15 protein-coding genes are annotated in these 14,534 nt (G+C 58.5%); 14 read left to right on the top strand and 1 reads right to left on the bottom strand.

The genetic code is table 11. The features are described from left to right. Nucleotides 1-24: 24 nt before the first annotated feature. The gene (locus QZ862_RS01435; protein WP_296097023.1) at nucleotides 25-1,257 is read left to right on the top strand and encodes a styrene monooxygenase/indole monooxygenase family protein; all 1,233 of its coding nucleotides are present in this window, start codon (nucleotides 25-27) and stop codon (nucleotides 1,255-1,257) included. 41 nt (nucleotides 1,258-1,298) lie between these two features. Here QZ862_RS01435 and QZ862_RS01440 read toward each other — a convergent pair whose 3' ends face one another. After that, nucleotides 1,299-1,880: a winged helix DNA-binding protein gene (locus QZ862_RS01440; protein ID WP_296097025.1), complete on the bottom strand. Its 582-nt coding sequence runs from the start codon at nucleotides 1,878-1,880 to the stop codon at nucleotides 1,299-1,301. 118 nt (nucleotides 1,881-1,998) lie between these two features. On the opposite strand from QZ862_RS01440, the gene QZ862_RS01445 reads away from it, so the two are divergent. From QZ862_RS01445 to QZ862_RS01505, 13 genes are all read left to right on the top strand, one after another. Beyond that, nucleotides 1,999-3,123, top strand: a complete 1,125-nt coding sequence (locus QZ862_RS01445) for an LLM class flavin-dependent oxidoreductase (RefSeq protein ID WP_296097028.1) — start codon at nucleotides 1,999-2,001, stop codon at nucleotides 3,121-3,123. A gap of 242 nt (nucleotides 3,124-3,365) precedes the next feature. Then, complete coding sequence (locus QZ862_RS01450) at nucleotides 3,366-5,678, top strand: bifunctional salicylyl-CoA 5-hydroxylase/oxidoreductase (RefSeq protein WP_296097030.1); 2,313 nt, start codon at nucleotides 3,366-3,368, stop codon at nucleotides 5,676-5,678. Between the two features lie 7 nt (nucleotides 5,679-5,685). Beyond that, the gene (locus QZ862_RS01455) at nucleotides 5,686-6,474 is read left to right on the top strand and encodes an SDR family NAD(P)-dependent oxidoreductase (RefSeq protein WP_296097032.1); all 789 of its coding nucleotides are present in this window, start codon (nucleotides 5,686-5,688) and stop codon (nucleotides 6,472-6,474) included. Nucleotides 6,475-6,492: 18 nt separating this feature from the next. Further along, nucleotides 6,493-6,912: a thioesterase family protein gene (locus QZ862_RS01460; protein ID WP_279872979.1), complete on the top strand. Its 420-nt coding sequence runs from the start codon at nucleotides 6,493-6,495 to the stop codon at nucleotides 6,910-6,912. After that, the gene (locus tag QZ862_RS01465; protein ID WP_162723217.1) at nucleotides 6,905-7,300 is read left to right on the top strand and encodes a RidA family protein; all 396 of its coding nucleotides are present in this window, start codon (nucleotides 6,905-6,907) and stop codon (nucleotides 7,298-7,300) included. Before QZ862_RS01460 ends, QZ862_RS01465 begins: the two co-directional genes overlap by 8 nt. A 28-nt stretch (nucleotides 7,301-7,328) precedes the next feature. Continuing rightward, nucleotides 7,329-7,754, top strand: coding sequence for a cupin domain-containing protein (locus tag QZ862_RS01470; RefSeq protein WP_296097040.1), 426 nt, complete (start codon nucleotides 7,329-7,331; stop codon nucleotides 7,752-7,754). Then, nucleotides 7,754-8,602 carry a fumarylacetoacetate hydrolase family protein gene (locus tag QZ862_RS01475; protein WP_296097043.1) on the top strand — a complete coding sequence of 283 codons (849 nt, stop codon included), beginning with the start codon at nucleotides 7,754-7,756 and terminating at the stop codon, nucleotides 8,600-8,602. The genes QZ862_RS01470 and QZ862_RS01475 overlap by 1 nt, the downstream gene beginning before the upstream one ends. Nucleotides 8,603-8,604: 2 nt before the next feature. Then, complete coding sequence (locus tag QZ862_RS01480; RefSeq protein ID WP_296097047.1) at nucleotides 8,605-9,387, top strand: glucose 1-dehydrogenase; 783 nt, start codon at nucleotides 8,605-8,607, stop codon at nucleotides 9,385-9,387. Between the two features lie 215 nt (nucleotides 9,388-9,602). Further along, a complete protein-coding gene (locus QZ862_RS01485; protein WP_363315893.1) occupies nucleotides 9,603-10,241 on the top strand; it encodes an HAD family phosphatase in 639 nt (212 codons plus the stop codon). A 19-nt stretch (nucleotides 10,242-10,260) separates the two neighbouring features. Beyond that, nucleotides 10,261-11,331 carry a sn-glycerol-3-phosphate ABC transporter ATP-binding protein UgpC gene (gene ugpC / locus QZ862_RS01490; protein ID WP_279872986.1) on the top strand — a complete coding sequence of 357 codons (1,071 nt, stop codon included), beginning with the start codon at nucleotides 10,261-10,263 and terminating at the stop codon, nucleotides 11,329-11,331. 41 nt (nucleotides 11,332-11,372) lie between these two features. Next, complete coding sequence (locus QZ862_RS01495) at nucleotides 11,373-12,611, top strand: extracellular solute-binding protein (RefSeq protein ID WP_296097055.1); 1,239 nt, start codon at nucleotides 11,373-11,375, stop codon at nucleotides 12,609-12,611. A gap of 157 nt (nucleotides 12,612-12,768) precedes the next feature. Next, entirely contained in the window at nucleotides 12,769-13,689 is a 921-nt protein-coding gene (locus tag QZ862_RS01500; RefSeq protein WP_279872988.1) for a sugar ABC transporter permease, read from the top strand. After that, on the top strand, nucleotides 13,686-14,534 hold the full coding sequence (locus QZ862_RS01505) for a carbohydrate ABC transporter permease (RefSeq protein ID WP_062445176.1): 849 nt from the start codon (nucleotides 13,686-13,688) through the stop codon (nucleotides 14,532-14,534). Before QZ862_RS01500 ends, QZ862_RS01505 begins: the two co-directional genes overlap by 4 nt.

The following is a 14,534-nucleotide window of genomic DNA, read 5'->3' on the forward strand; positions in this document are numbered from 1 at the left end:
AACTTGAGAACAGGGAGAATGAAAATGACGAAGAAGCGCAGCTTTACCATCGTCGGCGGCGGCCAATCCGGTCTGCAACTGGCCTGCGGCCTGCTGGATGCCGGTCACTCGGTGCACATCGTACAAAACCGAACAGCCGAAGAAATCGCCTCGGGGCGAGTTCTGTCCAGCCAGTGCATGTTCGATCAAGCCTTGCAAAACGAGCGGGAGCTCGGCCTCAACTTCTGGGGCGACAGTTGCCCAACCGTCGACTCCATCAACTTCGTGGTGCCCGCTCCAGATGGCGGCAAGGCCATCGAGTGGAACGGCAAGCTGGACAGCAAGGCCCAGAGCGTCGATCAGCGCGTCAAGATCCCACGCTGGCTGACCGAGTTCGAGCATCGCGGCGGTCAGTTGACCATACATGATGCCGGAATCGAAGATCTCGAAACCTATACCCGGGAAAGCGATCTGGTCATTGTCGCCGCTGGCAAGGGCGATATCGCCAAGATGTTCGAGCGCGACCCGCAGCGCTCGCCCTACGACAAGCCGCAGCGCGCTCTGGCTTTGACCTATGTAAAAGGCATGGCGCCACGGCCCGGCCACTCGGCGGTCAACTTCAACCTCATTCCCGGTGTAGGCGAGTACTTCACTTTCCCAGCGCTGACGACCACCGGCGCTTGCGACATCATGGTGTTCGAAGGCCTTCCTGGCGGTCCGGTGGATTGCTGGAAGAATGTGAACTCGCCGGACGCGCATCTCGAAAAGTCGAAGTGGATCCTCGACACCTTCCTGCCTTGGGAAGCGGAGCGCTGCACCGATGTCTCCCTGACCGATGACAATGGACGTCTGGCAGGAGCCTTCGCGCCTACGGTACGAAAGCCGATCGGCAAGCTGCCATCGGGTGCGACCGTTCTTGGTCTGGCGGATGCCGTCTGCCTCAACGACCCGATCACCGGCCAAGGCTCCAACAACGCATCGAAAGCCGCCAAATACTATATGGACGCCATCCTGACCCATGGCGACAGGCCATTCGACGACGCCTTCAAACAGGCGACCTTCGAAGCCTATTGGAACTACGCGCAATATGTGGTGGGCTGGACCAATGCGCTGCTCGCACCTCCGCCGCCGCATGTGCTCAATATCATGGGCTCGGCTCAGGCCTTCCCCGCTTTGGCAAAGCGCATCGCCAACGGCTTCAACGATCCGCGCGATTTCTTCCCATGGTTCGCCGTGCCGGAAGAAGCGGACGCCTATCTCACAAAGCTTGCAGCCTAACGCCTTTCACGACTTGGGAGGCCGCGCATCCGTGCGGCCTGTCATTCTTCCAGAGGCTCTTTCGGTAAGCGACGGTGGGTTGCGGCGCTCAGCGCCGCATGCTCGTAGATGCCGGTCATCAGATCGAGCGTCGTGGTGGCGTCTTCGAGACGGTGGCGCAACTCCGGCACCGATTGAACCGCCTTTGCCAGCAGCGAGGCGCGCACATCCGCGTAGCGCTCGGTAACGAGCTTGCCCTTCTCCGTCACGCTGTAGACGACGCCCGACCTCCCGCTACCACTCTTTTGCACCAGACCGGCACCGATCAGCTTGCGCAGGCTGTATTGCATATTGGGAATGTCGTCCCGGTTTGCCAGCCGCGCGAGGTCCTTGATCGATTTGGGACGTTCATTCATGCGGATGATATGCAGCATGGCGTTTTCCGTACCGCTCACGGCAAGGTCGACGACCGAACCCAAACACTCCGCCTGCCAGCGTCCGAAGGCTTCAAAGGCGCGCATGAGCGCGAACTCGGCCTCTGCCAAATCGACCTCCACAGGCGTTCGCGCCAGATGCCAACGCCGGTCCAATGCTTCATCATTGTCGGGATTGTGGTGCTCGTCGCCGTTTTTCTGCTTGCTCATCGGTGTCGTTGCTCTGCTCGCATTTCCGCTTTTGTGATCTCTCGATTGCCCATAGACAAGCTTGAAGTTTAAAATAGACTTTCTATTGTAAATTCTATTAAAAAATGGGGAACCAACTATGACGGAGAACTCAATGTTCGCCGCCGGGCAGTTTTTGCTTGGCACTTTCGCATCCAATTGTTCGGGCGGCATGTCTGTCACCAAAGTGCCGGAGCGTTGGACGAACAGCTGGGACAACAATCTAAAACTCGCGCGCCTGCTGGATGACGCCGGCATCGACTTCATGCTGCCGATCGCACGCTGGATCGGTTATGGCGGCGAGACAAATTTTCACGGCAACGTGCTGGAGACGATGACCTGGGCTGCCGGATTGCTGGCCAGCACACGCAACATCAACGTCTTCGCCACCATTCATACCGCCGCCAATCATCCGGCTGTCGTGGCAAAGCAGATCGCCACCATCGACCAGATCAGCAATGGCCGCATCGGACTAAACATCGTCGCCGGGTGGAATCAGCCGGAATACGAGGCACTGGGGCTTAATCTTCCCGCCGATCATGAGAGCCGCTACGCCTACGCCGACGAATGGTTCGATCTGGTCAAATCACTTTGGCAGAAAGAAGTGGCGTTCGATTACGACGGCACTTTCTTCCACCTGAAGAACATCCTTGGCGATCCCCGCCCTTCCCGCAAGGTGCCGATCCTCAATGCCGCAGGCTCTGGCCAGGGCCGCGACTTTGCTCTTCGGAATGCTGATTTTCTCTTCACCCCAGCAATCGATCTCAGCCGCTCGGAGGTGGAGATTGCCGAGCTTAAGGCAAAGGGTGCGGAAGCAAGTCGCAACACGGGTGTGCTCACCTTCTCGCATGTCGTCTGCCGACCGACGGAAAAGGAAGCGACGGATTATCTGCAGCATTTCGGCAAGGACAATGCCGATTGCGACGCTGTCGACAATCTTGTGAAGCTGCAATTTGCCCATGCTCATTCCTTCCCACACGATCTCCTGGCGCTCATCAAAGATCGGATGGCAGCTGGCCATGGTGGCTTCCCGCTGGTCGGAACGCCGCCACAGGTGGCAGACGGCCTGATCTCGCTGCACAAGGCTGGCTTTGCCGGAACGACTCTTTCCTTCGTCGATTACGTCGAGGAATTCCCATACTTCCGGGATACCGTGCTGCCGCTATTGGAGCAGGCGGGCATTCGAGTGCCTGTCGTGCGACAGCGGGCCGCTCTTGCTAGCTGAGGATATCATGGCCTGCAGCCTCTTATATTGAAAACAAAGCGTTAGCGTGCCTGCGGCGAAAGCTTTTGGCACACGAACCCTAATTTCCAACGGTCGCAGGCTCCACCCCTGTGACCAATTATTTTAAGCCTAAAATAAATTCCGATATATGCATCTGCATACTTGACAGCATCAACATCCAAAATTAGTTTAATCTTCAAATAAGAGCTCGTGAAGGTGCTCTCAAAGCCACGGAGGGTTACATGCGTATCGTTTGTATCGGTGGAGGCCCGGCAGGGCTCTATTTCAGCCTGCTGATGAAGAAACTGCACCCAGAGCATCACATCCGCGTCGTCGAGCGAAACCGTCCCTATGACACGTTCGGCTGGGGCGTCGTCTTCTCCGACCAGACAATGGCGTCCATGCAAAAGTGGGACAAGGAGAGCGCTGACGAAATCCAGCAGGCTTTCAACCACTGGGACGATATCGAAGTTCTGTTCAAGGGGACGCGCCAGCGCACCACCGGCCACGGCTTCGTCGGCATCGGGCGCAAGAAGCTCCTCAACATTCTCCAGAGCCGCTGCGAAGCGCTCGGCGTTGAACTGGTCTTCGAAACCGACGCCGGCGGCGACCAGGACTTCCCCGATGCCGATCTGGTCATCGCATCGGATGGCTTCAACTCAAAGGTTCGCAACCGTTACCCGGACGTGTTCCAACCGGACCTCGTCAAACGCCCGAACCGCTACATCTGGCTCGGCACCAACAAGCTGTTCGACGCCTTCACCTTCGATTTCCGCAAGACCGATCACGGCTGGTTCCAGGCGCATATCTACAAGTTCGATGAGAACACCTCGACCTTCATCGTCGAAACGACCGAAAAGGCTTATGAAGAGCATGGCCTCGGCCAAATGAGCCAGCAGGAATCGATCGATTTCTGCCAGAACCTCTTCGCCGAAACCCTCGAAGGCGCGGAGTTGATGACCAATGCGCGGCACATGGTCGGTTCTGCCTGGCTGAACTTCAACCGGTTGATCTGCGGCAAGTGGAGCCATTTCAACGGCAATTCCCATGTGGTGCTGATGGGCGACGCCGCCCACACGGCTCACTTCGCCATCGGCTCAGGCACGAAGCTTGCCATCGATGACGCGATCGAGCTTGCCAATCAGTTCAACAAGGCTGGCCACGGCAAGGAGAGCATTGCCGATGTGCTGAAGACCTATGAAGACATCCGCCGCGTTGATGTGGCACGCATCCAGAATGCCGCCCGTAACGCCATGGAATGGTTCGAAGTCGTTGGCGATCGCTATGCCGATACGCTGCCAGCCGAACAGTTCATGTACTCGATGCTGACACGCTCGCAGCGCATCAGCCACGAAAACCTGCGTCTGCGCGACAAGGAATGGCTCGAAGGTTACGAGCACTGGTTCGCCCGCCATTCCGGTCTTGCCGTCAAGGAAAACGAACGCTGCCTGCCACCGATGTTCACGCCCTATACGGCCCGCGGCACGACGCTGCCGAACCGCATCGTCGTCTCGCCAATGGCGATGTATTCGGCGACCGACGGTCTGCTTGATGATTTCCACATGGTTCATCTCGGCGCCCGCGCGCTTGGTGGTGCCGGTCTGATCTTTGCCGAAATGACCTGCGTCTCTCCCGACGCCCGCATCACCCCCGGTTGCCTCGGCCTGTGGAACGACGAGCAGACGAAGGGCTGGAAGCGCTTTGTCGATTTCGTCCACTCCAACAGCGCCGCCAAGGTCGGCATTCAGCTCGGTCATGCCGGACGCAAGGGCGCGACCAAGCGAGCATGGGATGGTATAGACCAGCCGCTGGAAGAAGGCGGATGGCCGCTTCTCTCTGCCTCGGCGATCCCTTACCTGAAACACAGCACCGTTCCCAAGGCGATGGACCGCGCCGATATGGACCGGGTGAAGGCCGATTTCGTGGCAGCCACCCGTCGCGCAGCGGAAGCCGGCGCCGACTGGCTGGAGTTCCACGCAGCTCACGGCTACCTGATCTCCTCCTTCCTCTCGCCGCTGACCAACCGGCGCGAGGATGAGTACGGCGGATCTTACGAAAACCGTGCTCGCTACCCGCTGGAAGTTTTCGCCGCCGTGCGTGAAGCCTGGCCGGAAGACAAGCCGATCTCGGTTCGCCTGTCCTGCCATGACTGGACGGAAGGCGGCAACAAGCCGGAAGATGCCGCGATCTTCGCCAGGATGTTCAAGGACGCAGGCGCAGACTTGATCGACTGCTCGTCGGGTCAGGTGTGGAAAGAAGAAAAGCCAGTCTATGGTCGCCTGTTCCAGACGCCCTTCTCCGACAAGATCCGCAACGAAATCGGCATTCCCACAATCGCGGTCGGCGCGATTTCGGAGGCGGACCACGCCAATTCGATCATCTCGGCGGGTCGTGCGGACCTTTGCGCCGTGGCGCGGCCTCATCTGGCGGATCCTGCCTGGGCCTTGCACGAGGCGGCAAAGATCGGGCTGAAGAACGTGCCATGGCCAAAGCAGTATATGTCTGGCAAGTTCCAGTATGAGGCCAATCTCGAACGCGCCAGCGCGACCAAGTGAGAGCGGCATGTCCAACGCTCTCACCCTTGAAGGACGGCATGCGCTCGTCACCGGTGCCGGAAGCGGAATCGGCGCTGCTATTGCCCACACCCTGGCAAAGGCGGGGGCGAATGTGACGCTTGCCGGTCGTCGCCGCGAGCCGCTTGATGCGGTTGCGGCAGAAATTGGCACTCAGACCTTCGTGCTCGACGGCTTCGATGTGACAAAGACAGAAGCTATCTCGACCGGGCTTGAAAGAGCCCGTCAGGCCTTTGGTGCGGTTACCATTCTCGTCAACAATGCCGGTGAAGCGCCAAGTGCGTCCTTTGAGAAGACCTCGTCTGACATGTGGAGCCATGTCCTCTCAGTCGATTTGACGGGGGTGTTCAACGTCACCCAGACCGTGCTGCCGGACTTGAAGGGACATGGCGAAGGCGCGCGTATCATCAACATCGCGTCCACGGCGGGACTGACGGGCTACGCCTATGTCTCGGCCTATTGCGCGGCCAAGCATGGCGTTATCGGCCTGACGAGATCCTTGGCGCTGGAGCTGGCGAAGAAGGGTGTCACGGTCAACGCCGTCTGCCCCGGCTTCACCGATACGCCGATCATCCAGCAATCGCTTGAAACCATCATGCAGAAGACCGGGCGCAGCCGCGAAGAGGCGCTTTCGGAATTCACGAAGTCCAACCCGCAAGGCCGGTTGATCAGGCCGCAGGAAGTGGCGGATGCAACGCTGTGGCTTGCCTCGCCGTCGGCGGGTTCGGTGACCGGCCAGGCAATTGCGATTGCTGGCGGCGAGGTCATGACAGGCTAAACGGAGATAGAGAATAAAATGCCCTTCACCCAATCCAAACCCATGCGCTTCGGCGACTGCGACCTGACGGGGATTGCCTATCATCCGGCCTATCTCTCGATGCTCGTCGACGTCAACGAAGCGATGTTCGCCTCCTTCGGCGTCACCTGGAAGGAACTGATGTTCGAGCGCAAGCTTGGCCTGCCGACGGTGACGATGAACCTCGAATTCAAGAAGCCTGCCGTCTATGGCGATACGCTCGATTTTGCCGTGCATGTGCGCTCGATCGGCCGGGCTTCGCTCGATCTCGAAACCATCGTCACCGTCCGTGGCGACATCATCTGGTCGGTCAAGCAGAGGATCGTGATGACCTCGCTCGAAGACCACAAATCCCATCCCTGGCCTGACGACGTGCGCGCAGGTCTCACACGTTATCTGGAGCCAAGACATGATGCATGAAATCATCCAGCCGGACGGCTGGGCAAAGCCGATCGGTTACTCAAACGGGATCAGCGCGCGCGGTCGCATCGTACAGGTCGGCGGTCAGATCGGTTGGGACGAGCATTGCCAGTTCCATTCGGACGACTTCGTCGAACAGGTGCGCCAGACGCTAATCAACATCGTCAGCGTGCTGAAGGCCGCGGATGCAAAGCCTGAGCATCTGATCCAGATGACCTGGTACTTCACCGATCGCGTTTCCTACAAATCCCGCATGAAGGAAATCGGCGCGATCTACCGCGAGATCATCGGTCGTCACTTCCCACCCATGGCGGCAGTCCAGGTGGTGTCCTTGATGGAAGACCGCGCCAAGATCGAAATCCAGGCGCTGGCCGTCGTTCCCGATTGATTGAAATCTGCAGAGGAGGAGAGATTCCATGACCAGCACCATCAGACCCTTCATCACCCGCAAGGGCCAGGAAGACACCGGCACCGGCCAGTCCGGCGGTTGCGTGCGTATCTCGGGTGTCAGCCCGCAGCACACGCCAGCCACCAAGATCTGGTTCGGCAAAGTCTCCAACGAGCCGGGCTATCGCTCCTATCCGCATCACCATGGCGAAGCGGAAACTGGCGGATATGTGCTGAAGGGCAAGGCGCGCATCTATTTCGGCGAGGACTGGAAAGAGTATCTCGACATGGAAGAAGGCGACTTCATCTTCGTGCCGCCGAACTGGCCGCATATCGAGGTCAACATGTCGACGACGGAAGAGCTGGTGTGGCTCACCACCCGCACACCGGACAACATCGTCGTCAACCTGCCGGATGTGGATGATTCCGTACTCGAAGGTTTCAGGAGAGCCTGATGAAGCTGTTGCGATACGGCCCCGCAGGCGCCGAGAAGCCCGCCCTTGTGGCAAAGGACGGCTCGATCCGTGATCTTTCCGGCGTCATTGCCGACTTCAACGGCGACGCCCTCTCCAACGCCGGTCTCGCGCGGCTTGCTGCAATCGACCCTGCAACGCTACCAGAGGTCTCACTCGAGCGAATTGGTTCCTGCGTGCCACGTCCGAGCAAGTTCATATGCGTCGGTCTCAACTATGCCGACCATGCGAAGGAAACCGGCAAGGCACCGCCGGACGAACCGATCCTGTTCATGAAGGCGACCTCGGCAGTTGTCGGTCCGAACGACGATGTCGAAATCCCGCGCGGATCGCAAAAGGCCGACTGGGAGGTCGAGCTTGGCGTCGTCATCGGCACGCGGGCGAAATATGTGAGCAAGGCCGATGCACTGAACCATGTCGCTGGCTATTGCGTGGTCAATGATGTGTCCGAGCGCGCTTTCCAATCCGAGCGCGGCGGTCAGTGGACCAAGGGCAAGAGCCACGACACGTTTGGCCCGACAGGCCCGTGGCTCGTCACACGCGACGAGGTGGCGGACCCGCAGAACCTCGCCCTGTGGCTGGATGTGGACGGTATCCGCCGCCAGACAGGCAATACGAACACGATGATCTTCGGCGTCGCGCATCTGGTCAGCTATATCAGCCAGTTCATGACGCTGGAGCCCGGTGATGTGATCGCCACCGGCACTCCACCAGGTGTGGGCATGGGCATCAAGCCGGACCCTGTCTTCCTGAAGACTGGCCAGGTCATGACGCTCGGCATCGAGGGTCTGGGCGAGCAGCGGCAGCAAACGGTAGAAGCGAGGGACTGAGCATGACCGATCTTTCAGGGCGTCTCGCCATCATCACCGGCGGCGCGCGCGGCCAGGGAGAGGCCGAAGCCCGCCTGTTTGCCTCCAAAGGTGCCGCCGTCATCATCGCCGACGTACTGGACGAGGAAGGCCGGGCGCTGGCGGAAAGCCTGCAGAGTGAAGGCCGCGAAGCCCGCTTCATCTATCTCGACGTGACCGATCCAGCGAGCTGGGCAGGTGTTGTGGCGCTTGCCACCGAATGGAAGGGCCGCATCGATATCCTCGTCAACAATGCCGGCATCATCAACCGCACCATCGTCGAAACCACCAGTCTTGAGGCATGGGAGCGGGTGTTGAAGGTGAACTTGACCGGTGCCTTCCTTGGCATTCAGGCGGTGACGGAATTGATGGGCAAGACCGGCGGCGGCTCGATCATCAACATCTCCTCCAATAGCGGCTTCTCCGGCCATTACGACCCGGCCTATACGGCCAGCAAATGGGGCTTGCGTGGCCTGACCCGCAGTGCGGCGATGGAACTGACGCCAAAGGCCATCCGCGTCAACGCCGTCTGCCCAGGTCTTGTCGTGACGGGCTTGAACGCCAACAGCCCGCACCTGAAGCCGATGATCGACATGACGCCGATGAAGCGCAGCGGCAAGCCGGAAGAGATCGCCGAACTGGTCCTGTTCCTCGCCTCTGACGCATCAAGCTTTATTACCGGCGAAGACTTCGTCATCGATGGCGGCTTCACGGCTGGTGCGGCCTATCGCAAGGTCGCGTCGCAGACAGGCATCTTCGATCAATAGATTTGTGCATTCCAGTCATCAATTTGCATCGCCGGCATGGGTAACCCCCAATGCCGGCGATGCTGTATTTGCTCATCAGCGGGAAAATATTTTATTCTGAACTTTAACAAAATAAGGAATTGATAATTCCCGCAGCTTTTGCCAATGTGAAATCCGTAGAAGGGCGTAGCGCGTTTTTCCTTCGCATTATAGGGTTTTCCTGCGGAGAATATGTGGTGATCAAGCCGGAGAGGCACAGCGACGACAAGCTCATCGTCTTCGATGTCGGCGGCGTCTTTATCGAATTGAATGTCGAAAAGCGCAAGGCCGCATTCGCAGCGGGCGGGCGATGGTCTTCGACTGACCAGGCAAACACAAACCTGCTTCACCTCAACATGCAGTTTCGCCTCGGCCAGATCGACGAAGATACCTATCTGCATCGCGCGTCCGAGATGTATGGGCTGACCGCTGAGCAGATATTGCAAGCGGAAACCGCTCTCCTTGAGGGCGTCTTTAACGGCATGGTGGATTACGTCCGTACACTGAAATCCAGCCATCGCGTCGTCTGCCTGTCGAACACCCAGTCCATTCACTGGCGCCACATCATCGAAACCATGCTCGGCGCCGAACTGTTCGATGCGTGCTACCTTTCCCATGAGATGGGAATGGAAAAGCCGGGCGAAGAGATTTATCTCGCGGTTCAGAACCGCGAACAGGTCTCGCCAGAGCGGATCGTTTTCATCGACGACACGCTGGAAAACATCGCAACATCGCGCCGGCTCGGCTGGCACAGCATTCATCATGTTGATGCTGCGAAGACAATCGCGGCGATAGACGAAGCGATCTCAAGCACGCCGCAGAGCGGCACGTCCTGAGCGAAATGGAGTTCTGACCTTGGCTCAACTGTCACTGCGCGGCATCAAGAAGCGTTTCAAGGCTGTCGAGGTTCTTCATGGCATCGATCTCGATGTGAATGACCGGGAACTGATCGTCTTCGTCGGACCATCCGGCTGCGGAAAATCCACACTTCTTAGGCTGATCGCCGGTCTCGATCCGATCACCGATGGCGAATTCCGGCTGAACGATAAGCGCATGAACGAGATCGCGCCATCACGACGCGGCATCGCCATGGTATTCCAGTCCTATGCGCTTTATCCGCATATGAACGTCTATGAGAACATGGCCTTCGGTGCGCGGCTGATGGGTCTCAGCAAGCCTGAGGTCGAAGCGCGGATCGGTGAAGCTGCTCGCATGTTGCGGCTGGAGGCCCTTTTGGAGCGAAAGCCCCGCGAATTGTCCGGCGGGCAGCGTCAGCGCGTCGCAATCGGCCGGGCGCTGGTGCGCAAGCCGCAGCTTCTTTTGCTGGACGAACCTCTTTCCAACCTCGATGCTGCACTTCGCTCCGAGGTGCGACTTGAGATTGCTCGTCTGCACCGGGAGATTGGCGGAACCACGATCTACGTCACCCATGACCAGGTGGAAGCCATGACGCTGGCCGACCGGATCGTTGTGATGAATGGCGGTCGGATCGAGCAGTTCGGGTCGCCGCGCGAGCTTTACGAAACACCAGCCAATGTTTTCGTCGCCAACTTCATCGGCTCTCCACGCATGGCGATGCTGAATGTGGAGCGAGACGGCAACCGGCTCATCGCCCCCGGCATTGGCCAGATCTCGCTGCCACGCCTGCCGTCATCGCCGGAGCGCGCGTTGTTGATGGGTGTGAGACCGGACGCCATGTCGATCTCGTCGGATACGAGCCAGGAGGGCTTTGCTGCACAGGTGGTCTACACCGAATATCTCGGCGATAGCGCCTACGTCTATGTGCGGATGGGTGATGGCGCACCCGTCTCGGTACGTTGCGGGCCGGATACGCAATATGCACCTGACACACCGGTGACGATCAGCGTCGAGCCTGAGAAGGTCCATTACTTCAGCCGTGAAACATCGCAGCGACTTGCGGTGTAATCGGGTAATTCGCATCAACCAAAAAAGAAGGAGAGGAACAGATGAAACGATTTCTAATTGGAGCGGCCATTGCCTGCAGCACCATGCTTTCGGCCAGCGCAACCTTTGCCGCAGACCTGACCTTCTGGACATGGCGCCAGGAAGATAAGGCCGAATATGAAAAGTTCTTCGCCGATTTCAATAAAGCGAACCCGGACATTACGGTAAAGTTCGAGGCCTTCGAGGCAACCAGCTACAATACCGTCCTTTCCACCGCGCTTGCCGGTGGCAAGGGGCCGGATTTGATGATGACCCGTACCTATGGCGGCATTGAAAGCCTGGCGGGAGCTGGCTACCTGATGCCGCTGGACGATACGAAGATCCCAGCACTGAAGGGCTTCTCGGAACCGGCTCTTGCCTCCGCAACGATGCGCTCAGACAAGACGCTCTATGCCGTTCCCGCCGCAAGCCAGACCATGCTCGTCATCTACAACACCGAGATCTTCGAGAAGAACGGCATTATCGAGCCCAAGAGCTGGGACGAGTTCATCGCTGCTTGCGAGAAACTGAAGGCAGCGGGCGTGATGCCTTTTGCCAATGGCACGGCAACCGGCTGGCAGAATGAGACCATCGTTTCCGCACTCACGTCCTCCATCATGGGCAAGGCTTTCTATGCCGACCTTATGGCCGGCAAGACCGACTTCAACGACAAGCGCTATGTCGAAGCGCTGACCAAGCTCAAGGAAATCTCGCAGTATTTTCCGGATGGCTTTGTCGGTCTGGACTATGCGTCCGCGCAGCAATTGTTCACCTCCGGCATGGCCGGCATGTTCGCTGGCGGCTCCTTCGAGCTTGCTAACTTCGCTAAACAGAACCCGGAGTTGAAGATGGGTGTCTTCGCCGCCCCCGGCCTGAAGGCGGAAGATGAGAAACTGGTTGGCCTCTTCTATGATTCCGGCTTCGGCGGCAACGCCAAACCGAAGGACCCGGAGGCCGTGCTGAAGTTCCTGAACTACGTTTCCAGCAAGGACTTCGGACAGGCCTTCGCCAACGGTCTGAACAACGTTTCAGCCGTTCCCGGCGTTACCTTCGACAACCCTCTGCTCGCCGAGGTTGCCGAGCTCAACAAAGATTCGATCCCCTACATGACGCTCGTCAACTTCCGCTACGGCGAACCGACGGGTTCGAACCTTATCCAAGCGGGCGTTTCGAAGATGCTGAACGGGCAGGCTACACCGGCCGAAGTCGGCAAGTCGATGACCGATGGTCTCTCTGCCTGGTATGCTCCGTTCAAGAAGTGATCGGACTTTAGCCGGGCTTTCCAAAAGTTCAGCCTCTCACGTTTCGCAAAGCTCGAGAGCACTGCCGGTGAACCGCCTTCACTGACGATGCTCTCACAGGTCGCTCCTTAACCGGAGCGGCCCACTCCACCGATCGATGGCCGTTGGGATAGTGTCGATGATGTCCAGCAAGTTGACAGGCAGAAGACTTTGGATTGCGGCCCTTGTGGTCCCGCCGATCGCCTTCATGTGCCTGTTTCTCGTATATCCGATCCTCTCGGCTTTCGCTTACGCCTTCTATGAATGGAGAGGGCTTGTCCGCGGCGACTTCGTCTGGTTCGATAATTTTTACCGCGTGCTGTTCGAGTATCCGTTCTCTGAGCGCACCATCAACGCCTTCAAGCACAATATCTTCGTCTTCTTCGCCCTGATGGTGCTTCAAAACGGCGTTGGCTTCATCCTCGCCTATTGCCTGTGGCGCGACCTGTGGGGCGCGCGCTTCCACCGCATCGCCGTCTTTTTGCCAGTGGTGCTTTCCACCGTCATCGTTGGCCTTCTGTGGAAGCTCTTCTATCACCCGCTCTTCGGCGCAGTGAACGCGAGTCTCAGGGCCGTCGGGCTTGGCAGCCTGGCACAGCCCTGGCTGGGCCAGGATTCAACCGCCTTGATGGCGATTATCGTTGCCAATGCCTGGCACATGGTCGGCTTCCCGACGCTGGTCTTCCTCGCCGGGATGCAGCGCATCCCGTCGGAGATTCTCGATGCCGTGCGCATGGAGACCGAAAGCGAATGGGTGAAGATGAGCAAGATCGTCTGGCCACTGGTGGCTCCTTCAGCAACAGTTGTGTTCACCCTGCTCTTCGTCGGTGCCTTCAACTGGTTTGAGCTGCCCTTCATCATGGCCGGTGTGGACGGCAATCCGCACGAGGCTACGGATGTGCTCGGGCTTTACTTCTACCGCACCGCCTTCGGCAGCATGTCCGCGTCCGCTGAGAACTTCGGGCCCGGCAGCGCGCTTGCGGTGCTGATCTTCCTGTTCATCGCCGTGGTCTCCAGCGTCATTACAGTCAGACTGCGCAGACGGGAGATCCAGCTATGAGGAAGGGGATCGACCGCGGCAGCTTCCGCACCTATGGCTGGGATGGGCTGATCCAGATTCTGCTGATCGGCAACAGCATCGTCATGCTGACACCCATCGTCATCATGTTCTTTTCCGCCTTCAAAACCAATGCGCAAATCTTCCAGTCCCCTTTCTCCATTCCCGATTTCACCAATGTCAAAAGTCTTCTTCGCGTGTGGAACGAGACGGACTTCCTGCTCTATATGAGCAATTCGCTCATCGTCACGGCGAGTTCCATCGCGCTGATCCTGATCCTCGGCACCATGGCGGCATACGCCATCGCGCGTTACGAGTTTCGCGGTTCAGGCTTCATACTGCTGTTTTTCCTGGCAGGGCTTACCCTACCGCTGAAACTCGCCATCATTCCGCTCTTCATTCAGATGCGTGATTTTGGCCTGATCGACTCACGGCTGTCGCTGATCTTCATCTATGTCGCAACCGGCCTGCCGACGACGGTGTTCATCCTGACCGGCTTCATCCGCAGCCTGCCGAACGAGCTTGAGGATGCCGCCCGCATGGATGGCGCCAATGAAGCGCGGATCATGTGGTCGATCATGCTGCCGTTGGTCCGACCTGCCATGGTGATCGCGGCAATCCAGAATGTCGTGCCGATCTGGAACGACTTCTTCTTCCCACTGATCTTCATCCAGAACAACAATCTGAAAACCCTGCCGCAAGGACTGACCGCCTTCATGGGCGAGTTCGGCACCGATTGGGGCGTGCTGTTTTCCGGTCTGACGCTTTCGGCCCTGCCGATCATCATCCTCTACATCGCGCTGTCGCGACAGTTCATCAACGGCATGACGGCGGGCGCCATCAAGTAG

Source organism: uncultured Agrobacterium sp. (assembly GCA_913777615.1).
Lineage (GTDB): Bacteria > Pseudomonadota > Alphaproteobacteria > Rhizobiales > Rhizobiaceae > Agrobacterium.

Coding starts and splice junctions, on each gene's coding strand:
- QZ862_RS01435 (WP_296097023.1), top strand. CDS start 25: ATGACGAAGAAGCGCAGCTTTACCATCGTCGGCGGCGGCCAATCCGGT.
- QZ862_RS01440 (WP_296097025.1), bottom strand. CDS start 1,880: ATGAGCAAGCAGAAAAACGGCGACGAGCACCACAATCCCGACAATGAT.
- QZ862_RS01445 (WP_296097028.1), top strand. CDS start 1,999: ATGACGGAGAACTCAATGTTCGCCGCCGGGCAGTTTTTGCTTGGCACT.
- QZ862_RS01450 (WP_296097030.1), top strand. CDS start 3,366: ATGCGTATCGTTTGTATCGGTGGAGGCCCGGCAGGGCTCTATTTCAGC.
- QZ862_RS01455 (WP_296097032.1), top strand. CDS start 5,686: ATGTCCAACGCTCTCACCCTTGAAGGACGGCATGCGCTCGTCACCGGT.
- QZ862_RS01460 (WP_279872979.1), top strand. CDS start 6,493: ATGCCCTTCACCCAATCCAAACCCATGCGCTTCGGCGACTGCGACCTG.
- QZ862_RS01465 (WP_162723217.1), top strand. CDS start 6,905: ATGCATGAAATCATCCAGCCGGACGGCTGGGCAAAGCCGATCGGTTAC.
- QZ862_RS01470 (WP_296097040.1), top strand. CDS start 7,329: ATGACCAGCACCATCAGACCCTTCATCACCCGCAAGGGCCAGGAAGAC.
- QZ862_RS01475 (WP_296097043.1), top strand. CDS start 7,754: ATGAAGCTGTTGCGATACGGCCCCGCAGGCGCCGAGAAGCCCGCCCTT.
- QZ862_RS01480 (WP_296097047.1), top strand. CDS start 8,605: ATGACCGATCTTTCAGGGCGTCTCGCCATCATCACCGGCGGCGCGCGC.
- QZ862_RS01495 (WP_296097055.1), top strand. CDS start 11,373: ATGAAACGATTTCTAATTGGAGCGGCCATTGCCTGCAGCACCATGCTT.
- QZ862_RS01500 (WP_279872988.1), top strand. CDS start 12,769: ATGATGTCCAGCAAGTTGACAGGCAGAAGACTTTGGATTGCGGCCCTT.
- QZ862_RS01505 (WP_062445176.1), top strand. CDS start 13,686: ATGAGGAAGGGGATCGACCGCGGCAGCTTCCGCACCTATGGCTGGGAT.